This is a genomic window from Providencia sp. 6390 (assembly GCF_058148425.1).
Map to the genome: position 1 here is coordinate 1 of NZ_JBYVYL010000017.1, position 11,846 is coordinate 11,846.

The following is an 11,846-nucleotide window of genomic DNA, read 5'->3' on the forward strand; positions in this document are numbered from 1 at the left end:
TGGGAAGTCGGCGTTGGTGTCGTTAAAGTCAACTAACAACTGTTGACGTTCACGTTCTGGTAATATCGGCAGCGTCATAATCGGGCGTTGCGGTTCTGTTGCCAATGTCTCAACCAGCCCTTTGATTGCACTCTCCAAATAGTGGGCGAGGCGCAGAGGGTCGACGCCTTCAATCGCTTGAGAAACTAAGTGAAATTGCTCACCCAGATCATCAACTGACAGCGTGAAAGGATAGTTAGTGCGTTCTTCTGCACTTAGTAAACGCATACCATGCCATGTTTCGTCGACCATTGTTCCTGCTTGGCTATGACGATAGTTAAACAGTGCACTAAACAGCGGTATTGGCGGTTTAATACCACTACAGCGCTGCGCCACGGTCAGTGGTGTTTGTTCATGTTCTAAAAGTGCGGTTAAATCACGATAGGTATCTTGTACAACATCTAGCACGCTGCGCTCAGCAAGGGTAATACGCAGTGGTAGTGTATTGATAAAAATCCCCATAACGCGACTTAGCTCTGCCGAACCTTGCAAACGACCAAGCAGGACAGAGCCAAACACCACATCATCACTATTACTCACATGCGCCAGCACTTGTGCCCATGCAACATGGAATAATACACTTGGGCTTACGCCAAGTTGGCGCGCTTGTTTGCGTATGGCTTGTGCTAATGAGGTATCTAGCGCCAGACGCGCTTCTGCAATATGTTCATTGTCGCCTTGCGTATTTAAAATACCGAAAGGCGCGGTTGGCGTATCAATATCTGCCAGACGAGAGCGGAAATACTGTTCGTGAACAGTCGATGGAACGCTCAAAATTTGGCCGATGAAATTACGATAGGGAAGGGGGATCGGTAACTTATCTGCATGCCCTTTAAGCAGAGTCGTGATTTCACTGACAATCAGATCCAGAGTCATATGGTCGCCAACTAAATGATGGAAACCAAAGGCCAGCAGCCATTCTCCTGTTGTTGGATGATGTGCAATATCAGCACATAGTAACGGTGCTTGATTAAGATTAAGGCGGCGATGACGTGGGTCGGTATGGGCTTTTAATTGCGTGAGAATATCGCCGTTAGCATCAGGGATAAACGTATTTACAGGTAACGGTGCGTGTCGCCATACAACCTGTACTGGCTGAGAAAGCCCTTGCCAGCAAAATGAGGTACGCAAAATATCATGGCGGTCAATGATTTGTTGTAGTGCATTCAGAAAACTATCAAGGCGTTCACGGTTATCAAAAGCCAACAAGTTATTGAGCAGATAAGCATCACCTTGCGTTTGCAAGCGGTGATGGAACAAAATCCCTTCTTGAAGTGGTGAAAGTGGGTAGATATCCTGCACATTGGCGCTACCCCCTGTTACGGTTGCGACAACGGTATCGAGCTCTGCCTGAGTGAGTGTGACAAGTGGCAGCATTGCAGGGGTTAATGCGGAGCACTGTGTTGGAATACGGTTAGCGGGTACTGAGAATACGGTTTTATCTTGATTAGGTTGTACGGTTCGTGCCATTTCACACAGTATGGGTGTTGCGAAAATACAACTGACATCAATTGTCCAACCCAGCTGGTGAAGTTGTTCTATCAAATTGACGGCCAACAATGAGTGTCCGCCAAGCTCAAAGAAGTGATCGTGACGGCCCACATTCTCTAGTTGTAATAGATTTTTCCAGCTCTGCGCTAATGCTATTTCAATCTCTCCTTGTGGCGCTTCATAGTCACGGGTAACAACAGAATGTTTATCTGGTGCAGGTAGCGCTTTACGGTCAAGTTTGCCATTTGGTGTAAATGGGAATTGTGTCAGTGTGACAAACGCGGCAGGTAACATATATTCAGCTAAATGCTGTGACAGTTGCAGACGTAATGTGGCAGGTTCGATTTCAGCACCCGCATGAGGTCGGATATAGGCAACTAGGCGCGTATCGTGAGGTTTATCTTCACGGGCGATAACCACCGCATCTTGCACGCCAGCACACTGCATTAGACGCGCTTCAATTTCACCTGTCTCAATACGAAAACCACGTAATTTGATTTGAAAATCGTTGCGGCCTAAATAGTCAATATTTCCGTCGGGCAGCCAACGGCCAAGGTCGCCTGTTCGATAAAGCCTTGCATTCGGTTGGTCGCTAAAGGGGTTGGCAATAAAGCGCTCTGCTGTCAGTTCAGGGCGATTAAGGTAGCCGCGGGCAATGCCAACACCACCTAAATATATTTCACCCGTCACACCTATGGGGGCTAGTTGTCCTTTGGTATCAAGAATATACACATGGGTGTTATCAATAGGTTTCCCGATAGGCAATTGGTCATCGTCGTTTTGATAATAGTGATAGAGGGTTGCACAGACTGTACCTTCAGTAGGGCCATAAGCATTAATAACCTGTTTCTTCGAGGCTGCCCAACGCTTCGCTAATATAGGAGGGCACGCTTCCCCAGCGAAGATTATGGTTGTTAAATCAGGCAGTGTGGCATTGGCATCTAATGCACTGGTTGCAATGGGTGGTAATGTGACATGGGTAATAGCCTGCATTTTCAGCGTATTAAGCAATGCATCGCCGGGCAATAATGCCTCACGAGAAGCTAAAACCAGACAAGCGCCTTGACACAGTGTAGTTATCACTTCTGAAATACATGCATCAAAACTGAAAGAGGAAAACTGTAGGAGGCGGCTGTTTTCGGTGATACCAAATGCGTGAATTTGGGCACTCGCGAGATTACACAGACTACGATGTTCGATCATCACCCCTTTTGGTTGACCGGTTGAACCCGAAGTATAGATAACGTATGCCAGATGATGTGATGACAGCCCCAGTACATGGGCATTTGGATTATCTTGCGAGGCATGCTTAAGGTCGGTGAATTGCGGATTATCCAGTACAACAATTGGTAATGTACTCTTCAGTGATTCAACCAGCGCGGCCTGAGTTAACAGCGCGACAGGTTTAGCATCATCAAGCATGTAGGCCAGACGATCGGCAGGATAAGCAGGATCGAGTGGAACATAAGCGGCACCAGCTTTAAGAATACCCAATAGACCGACAATCATTTCCACGCTGCGTTCTACGCAAATGGCAATACGAAAGTCGGGTTGTACGCCAAGTGATAGAAGATGGTGAGCTAATTGGTTGGCACGACGATTAAGCTCATCATAGCTGATAGCCTGCTCTTCGAACACAACTGCGGTAGCGTCAGGTGTTTGAGCAGCCTGCTGTTCAAACCATTGATGAATTAAGGAATTATCTTGAAAATCGTTATAGGGTGCGTTAAAGCTTAGCAATAATTGCTCATATTCAGCGGTAGGCACTATATCGATAGTCTCTGCGAGCGTTTCAGGCGCATTGGTTAATAGGGTGATGAGTTGCTCTATTGCCTGCAATAGATAGGCATTCACGCTGTTAGGATCAATAGGGCTGATGGCTTGGGTTGAGAGTGAAAAACACTCATGATTATTATCAATTGAGATACCTAATGGATAGTTGGTGCGCTCGCGGCTAAACAGGCTTTCTAGACCAAATTGGCCTAAATTTGGCGCATCGACATCGCTGTCATTAGTGTGTCGACAATTGAGAAGGGCGCTAAACAGCGGCATAGTACCGAGTCCGCTATATTGCTGAATTGTAGATAGTGGTGTTTGCTCATAGTGTAATAAACTGGCACAAATATCATTCGCGGTGTGAACCAGTGTTGACACGCTCATCCCAGCCAGCTTTATCCTGAAGGGGAGCGTATTAATAAACATACCTAATGCGGTTGCACTTCCATCAAGACCTGACATACGTCCCGATAATGTCGTACCGAACACAATATCATCCCGCCCGCTAGTTCGGGCAATCACCAATGCCCAACTAGCGTGAAATATGGCCGCTGGACTGATACCGAACTGGCGCGCAACATCACGGATTGTTTGTGAAAGTACAGGGCTAAGTAATTGGCGAGATTCTATTGCGCTTTCACCACTAGCTTGAACATTGACGACCCCAAAAGGGGCTGTGGTTTCGTCAATATCTGACAAATAGTCTTGGAAAAATGTTTCTGCGGCTTGGTTTTTATCTTCTTGGCGGCTATAAGCCACAAAGTTTCGATATGGAAAGGAGGGAGGAAGTGCCTCACCTGCTCCCATCAGAAATGCAGTAGTTTCTGCAAGTAGCTGACGCAGCGAAAGATTGTCATCAATAATATGATGAAATTGTAGCAGGCAATAAAGCGCGGGTGATGTGCAGTCTGGTGTAACATACAAACGTAGTAAGGGGGCTTGCGATAAATCCATTGAAGCATATGACGAGGCGACTTTTTCGCGCATTGTGGTTTCCACATCAACACGATTTTCAGGCGCAAGATAATGCACACTTAGCAGGGCGTGGCGATGTACTACCTGAACGGGCTGTATCAAATCGTGCCAGTGGATTGAGGTACGTAAAATATCGTGGCGGTTAATGACTGATTGTAATGCGCCAATAAAGGCGTCTAATTTCGTCTGATTGTCGATTTTTAACAGTGATGAGACAACATAGGGATCGTTATCAGGATGCAGGCGATGATGGAATAGGATCCCTTCTTGCAGTGAGGCAAGTGGGTAGATATCTTGAATATTCTCCACACCGCCTATGACTGTGTCGGCAATGATATCAATCTCTTGTTGGGTTAAGCTAACCAGAGATAGCATGTCGGGAGTAATTTGTGTCGCCCCGTTGGGGATAAGGTTATCTGGTGTAATAAAACGCGGCTCGTTTTGGTCATGTTGAAGCGTTTCTGCCAGTGCGATCAGTGTTGGTGCGGTAAAGACATTGCGAACATCAAGTTTAAAGCCAAGATGGTGCAATTTTTCAATCATACCGACAATCATTAATGAATGACCACCAAGTTCAAAAAAGTGGTCATAGCGTCCAATACGTTCTATTCCCAGCAGCTCTTGCCAGATTTCAGCTAATGCGATTTCTATCTTGCCGAGAGGCGCCTCATAATCATGTGTGACGACGGCTGAACGTTCAAGGGCAGGCAAGGCTTTGATATCGAGCTTGCCATTTGGCGTTAGCGGGAAGACGTTAAGGGTGACAAAGGCTGACGGCAGCATGTAGTCGGCTAAATGTACAGAAAGCTGCTGACGTAGGCTAGCAGGTACTAGCTCGACGTTAGCTTGTGGCTGAATATAGGCTACTAGGCGGCAATCTCCTGTCACATCTTCACGGGCAAGTACCACTGCATCTTGCACGCCAGTACATTGCATTAGACGGGCTTCAATTTCACCCAGCTCAATACGAAAACCGCGTATTTTGACTTGGAAATCATTACGTCCGATATAGTCTAATGAACCGTCAGCCAGCCAGCGGGCAAGGTCGCCCGTTTTGTAGAGCTGTGAATCCGGTTGTTCGCTAAACGGGTCAGCAATAAAACGCTCTGCCGTGAGTGTGGGGCGGTTAAGGTAACCCCGCGCTACCCCAGCACCGCCGATATAGAGCTCACCTGTTACACCAATAGGTACGGGTTGACCGTGTGGGTCAAGCAGATAAGCACGCAGATCTGATAACGGCCGACCGATAAGACTACCGCGCCCTACAGTGATATCGGCAGCGGTTAATTCGTAAAAGGTTGCATGTACGGTGATTTCGGTAATACCGTACATATTAATCAGGCGAGTGCGTTCAAGCGGGTTATTGGTAGTCCACTGCGTCAGCATAGAAAGCTCTAACGCTTCACCGCCGAAAATAATATATCGCAGCGTATGGTCGGTATCATCTTGCGCAGCTATCAGCTGACGGAAGGCACTGGGTGTTTGATTGAGCACGGTAACGCGTTCGCGACAGAGCAAAGCGTAAAAATCTTGTGGTGAGCGGGCACAAAGTGTAGGCACCACCACCAATTTACCGCCGTAAGTAAGCGCTCCCCATATTTCCCAAACAGAGAAGTCAAACGCAATGGAGTGGAACTGGCTCCAAACGTCATGATTGTCAAAGTGGAAATCTGTCTGTGTTGCATCGAGTAGACGTGTCACGCTGGCATGTTCGACCATCACGCCTTTGGGTTTTCCAGTCGAGCCAGAGGTGTAAATTACATAGGCTAGATGGTTTGGTGTTACACCAAGTACTTGAGGATCGGGATTATAGTCAGGTTGAGTTTCCCATGCCGCTTGTGTGTCAAGCAATACGGTAGGCAATGTGGTGTGTGGCAAGGTGGTGGTTAATGTCGATTGCGTGACTAGCGCGACAGGTGCGGCATCGTCAAGCATATACGCAAGACGCTCAGACGGATAAGCGGAGTCTAACGGCAGATAAGCAGCGCCCGCTTTAAGGATAGCAAGCAGGCCGATAATCATCTCAGGACTGCGTTCAACACAGAGCGCCACGCGGTCATCAGGTTTAACACCAAGGCTAATCAGATGGTGTGCTAGTTGATTAGCACGGCAGTTAAGGTCAGCATAAGTCAGATGTTGGTCTTCAAACACCACGGCAATAGCCTCTGGTGATTGTTGTGCTTGTGCTTCAAAGCGTGCGTGAATTAATGCGGGAGCAAATGGCTTGTTTTTTGTAGGGTTAAAGTTAATCAGTAGCTGTTGGCGTTCACTATCGGTTAACATCGGCACTGCGTACAACGGTTGTGAGATGTCGGTGGCGATAGCGGTAAGAACATTCATGACATAGTTTGCCATGCGCTCAATCGTTTCTTTATCAAACAGGTCGACGGCATATTCCAGTGAGCCAGTAAGACCATCGTCAGTCTCATTAATGGATAACATTAGGTCAAACTGGGCGCTGTGTTTGGGTTGTTCAATAAAAGAGATAGCTAAATTAGGCAATGTTAAGTGCTGTGAAGCAGTATTGTTTAGTGCCAACATTACTTGAAAAACAGGGCTGTAGCTCAGGCTACGAGCAGGTTGCAAGACGTCGACCACTTGATCAAATGGCAAGTCTTGGTGAGCATAGGCAGCAAGTGACTGTTCTTTCACCCGTGCCAGCAGTGTCTCTAATGTTTCAGTAGGATCAAGTTCAACACGCAAAGCCAAGGTGTTAACAAAAAAGCCAATTAGCCCTTCTAACTCTGGGCGGCTACGATTCGCAACGGGGGTGCCAATCACAATATCGTCCTGACCACTGAGACGAGAGAGTACTAAACTCCATGCTGCAAGCACGGTCATAAACAGTGTGCGCCCCTGCTGATACCCTTGTGTTTTGAGGGCATTAAGCACATCTGCGCCAAGATGAAAAGAGACTTGGTTGCCCGCATAGCGTTGTACTACAGGGCGAGGGCGGTCCGTCGGCAGCGCTATTAGTTCGGGTGCACCCTGTAAGCGACTATGCCAAAACTGGCGCTGTTCAGCGAGAGCTTCTTCTTTGAGCCAATCACGCTGCCAAACGGCATAATCGGCGTACTGAATGGGAAGTGGGGGCAAATGTGGTTCATCACCGCTAAGTGCTGCACGATATAGGATAGAAAATTCACGTACGAAGATCCCCAAAGACCAACCATCGGAAATCATGTGGTGTTGAGTGATAAGCAACACATGCTCTTCATCACTTAACTGCAATAGCTGACCGCGGATAAGCGGGCCTTGCATTAAGTCGAAGGGAGCGCAAGCTTCATTTTCGCTCAACTCAGCTAATTGTTGAGCCTTTGCTGCCTCACTAAGATCGCGCAAATCAATGCAGGATAAACAAAAAGGTGTCTCTTCAGGGGCAATCTGCTGCGCAGGTTTCCCGTCAATCATTGTAAAGTGTGTCCGAAGGCTTTCATGACGCGCTATCAAACTATCGAGGGCTGCTATGAGTGCGAGTTTATCAAGCTTACCGCTCAATCGTAATGCGGCAGGAAGATGATAGGCTTGACTGGCGGCCTCATCGAGCTGGCCAATAAACCACAGTCGCTGTTGAGAGAAAGAGAGCTGCAGAGGCAGATTTCGAGGAGCCTTTTTAATCGCTGGACACTGCTGACTTGCACGCTGTTTTAGCTGTTGTTTAACTTTTTTCTCTAAAACAGCGCGTTTTAGCTCTTCAATGCTCATGTTTTGTTTATTCATCGTTTTTGTCTCCGCCTAAAATTGCCATTAATTCTTCTACTGACATTGAGTCAAGATCCTGTGTAAATGCATCACTGTCATTTCCCCAAGCAGCATCCATTTGTGCGGCAAGAATGATCTCCGCTAGTGCAGATAGCTGCGGATGTTGGAAAATAGCAACGATAGGAATATCGGTTAAAAATTCGGTACGTATGCAGGTTGTTAACTGCACAGCAAGCAGCGAGTGTCCGCCAAGCTCAAAGAAATGATCGTGACGCCCTACACGCTCAAGCCCTAGCAGCGTTTGCCAAATTTGCGCTAGCGCATACTCCAGTTCACCTTGTGGTGCTTCATATGTGTGACTTACCATTGCAGATTGATCTGGGGCAGGTAATGCTTTGCGATCAAGTTTGCCGTTAGGGGTGAGAGGGAAACTCTCCAGTGTTACGAATGCACTGGGGATCATGTACTCAGCCAATGTTTCACTAAGTTGTTGGCGCAGTGTTGCAGGTTCAAGTGTTGCATTAGGTTGCGGCTGTAGATAAGCCACTAACCGTTTGTCTGAGGGGCTATCCTCACGAGGGATCACTACCGCGTTTTGTACCCCTGAGCAGTGGGCGAGACGTGCTTCAATTTCGCCTAACTCAATACGAAAACCGCGAATTTTGACCTGAAAATCGTTACGTCCCAAATACTCAAGGGTGCCATCAGGCAGCCAACGTCCGAGATCGCCTGTCTTATACATGCGGGCATGCGGTGAACGAGAGAACGGGTTAGGTATAAAGCGCTCAGCAGTGAGATCTGGACGTCCAAGATAGCCACGCACAACGCCTGCTCCCGCGATATATATTTCCCCAGCAACACCAAGAGGAACCATGCGTCCGAGGGAGTCTAAAATGACGATCTGAGTATTGGCAATCGGATGACCAATGTAAGGCGTTGATGTTGTCAGCGCATGGTGTGTTGACCACACGGTGGTTTCTGTTGGGCCATACATATTCCAAAGTGTTGAGATTTTTTGCAGTAACGCAGTGGCTAAGTTTTCTGGCAGAGCCTCTCCGCCACACAGTGCTTTAAAGGGGATTGGGAAGGTAAAATCACTTAGCGCCAATAACATCCGCCATGTCGAAGGTGTAGCCTGCATAAAGGATACTTTATGGCGCTTGATAAGCCCCGCCAACTGTTGCGCATCTGCAGACTGTGCCTGTGTTGCTAGAATGAGCTGAGCACCATTCAATAACGGCAGGAAAATTTCCAAAATAGAGATATCAAAAGATAAAGAGGTTACTCCCAGCAGCACATCCTGTTGAGAAATGCCGGGCTTACTTTGCATTGAACAGAGGAAATTGACCATATTGCTATGTTCAACCATCACCCCTTTCGGTTTCCCTGTCGATCCTGAGGTATAAATCACATAGGCCAGATGGTGGGCGTTTAACCCCTCGATATTAGGGTTTTCTTCACTCAAATGGCTAATGTCATCGCTATTGAGCAGGATAATCGGCAGAGTATCACGCATTACCTCAGGATGGGCAGACTGTGTTATGAGCGTGACGGGTTTAGCATCCTCCAACATATAGCGCAGACGCTCCACAGGATATGTTGGATCTAATGGTACGTAGGCGCCGCCGGCTTTGAGAATAGCAAGTAGCCCAATCACCATCTCTAGGCCTCGCTCAACACAAATCGCCACTCGGTCGTCAGGCTTAACGTCAAGACTGATGAGGTGGTGTGCCAGTTGATTAGCACGGCGATTAAGTGTGTCATAGGAGAGGTGCTGATCTTCAAATACCAACGCGATAGCATCTGGCGTGTGGGCAACTTGCGCTTCAAACAGTTCGTGAGCAAGTTTATGGTGAGGAATATCGGCGTCGGTTGTATTGAAGTCCACTAGTAATTGTTGACGTTCGTTATCTGGCAATACGGATAGACTTAATATTGAACGCTGTGGTTCGGTTTTTAGTGACTCAACCAAGCGACTGATTGCCGTCACCATATACTGAGTGAGACGATGAGGATCGATACCCTCTCGCGTTTGTGCAACTAAGTTAAAGCCTTCACCCCGATCATCTACAGCAAGGGTGAGTGGATAATTTGTGCGCTCTTCTGTGGTTAACACGCGAATATCACTCAAGGTATTGTCGGTTGCTCGGGTTGATGTATGACGATAGTTGAGTAAAGCTGTAAATAGCGGCATCGGTGATGCTACACCACTGCAACGTTGCGCCAGTGTGAGTGGGGCTTGTTCATGCTCGAGTAACATCATCAAATTATGCGAGGTGCGTGTAATCACCTCCGCTACACTGCAATCGGTAAGGGATATACGCAGAGGTAGTGTATTGATAAACATCCCCATAATACGCTCAGTGCCTTCATGGCCTGCAAGGCGACCAAGTAAAACAGAGCCAAATACCACATCATCGCGCCCGCTTGTTTGTGCCAACACCTGTGCCCACGCCACATGGAACAACACGCTAGGGCTAACACCAAAGTGGCGAGCCTGTTGTCGAATAGCGGTTGCCAGAGAGCTATCTAACACCAGACTGGCTTCGTGGATATCCTCATTACTGCCTTGTTCGTTGAGCAATCCAAAAGGCACGGTGGGTTCATCCACATCAGCGAGTTGCTCGCGGAAATACGCTTCATGCACGGCGTTCGGTACGCTGAGTGTTTGGGCGATAAAATTACGGTATGGGAGCGGCGTTGGTAACGCCTCTACCCGCTGTTGCAATAATAAGCGGATCTCGCTGATGATAAGCGCCAGCGTCATATGGTCGCTAACCAAATGATGAAAGCTCAGCGCTAGTAGCCATTGGTTTTGTTTAGTGTCGTGTGCGATATCGGCACGATATAAAGGCGCCTGAGTGAGCGAGATCCGACGCGTTTGCGGCTCAGTATAGGCCTGCAACTGTGCGAGCACGTCGTCTGGTGAGGTTGGTTCAAATTGGTTGATAGGCAATTTGGCTTGACGCCACACCACTTGTACGGGCTGGCTTAAATCTTGCCAGCACACGGCAGTGCGTAAAATATCATGGCGGTTGATAACTTGTTGCAGTGCATTTAAAAAGTCATCAAGGCGTTCACGATGGGTAAAGGACACCATACTACGTAACAAATAGGTATCCCCTTGCTGTTGTAATAAGTGGTGGAAGAGAATGCCTTCCTGTAAAGGCGAAAGTGGGTAGATATCCTGTACATTGGCAGCTCCCCCTGTAACGGTTGCGACCACAGTATCTATTTCTGGCTGAGTGAGTGAAATAAGTGGTAATAGCTCAGGGGTAATGGTGCTACAGCCTGCTGGGATGCGGTTAAGCGGTACGACAAACGCGGGCTGATCTTGAGATACCAATACGGCTTGCGCCATATCACTTAGTACAGGGGCAGAGAAAATACCTCTGATATCCAGTGTTAAACCGACACGTCGCAGTTGCTCAATTAGGCTGACTATCATCAGTGAGTGACCGCCGAGCTCAAAGAAGTGATCGTGGCGGCTTACGTGTGACAGCCCTAGTAGTTGTTGCCAAATAGCAGCCAGTGCGATTTCAACTTTTCCTTGCGGCTCTTCATAATCGCGTGTAGCGACAGCAAATTGAGATGGTTTAATCAGTGCCTTGCGGTCAAGTTTGCCGTTATCTGTCTGCGGGAATGTCTTGAGCATGACATAGGCTGAGGGGATCATATAGTCTGCTAAGTGCACTGAGAGCTGCTTACGTAGTGTGCTAGGTTCAAGTGTCACGCCTGCGTGTGGACGGAGGTAAGCCACCAATCGGGTATCACCTATGCTATCTTCACAAGCAATAACAACAGCCTCTCGTACTCCGCTGCATTGCAACAGACGTGCTTCAATTTCACCCGGTTCAATACGA

At 47.8% G+C, this 11,846-nt stretch carries 2 protein-coding genes; both read right to left on the reverse strand.

What is annotated here, in order from left to right:
* Positions 1-8,001: amino acid adenylation domain-containing protein (locus AC3Z9T_RS21150; RefSeq protein WP_490128030.1), on the reverse strand; the 8,001-nt coding region annotated here is incomplete at its 3' end.
* Positions 7,994-11,846 (reverse strand): non-ribosomal peptide synthetase (locus AC3Z9T_RS21155; RefSeq protein ID WP_490128031.1); only part of this gene is annotated, 3,853 nt, incomplete at its 5' end. The genes AC3Z9T_RS21155 and AC3Z9T_RS21150, both read right to left, overlap by 8 nt.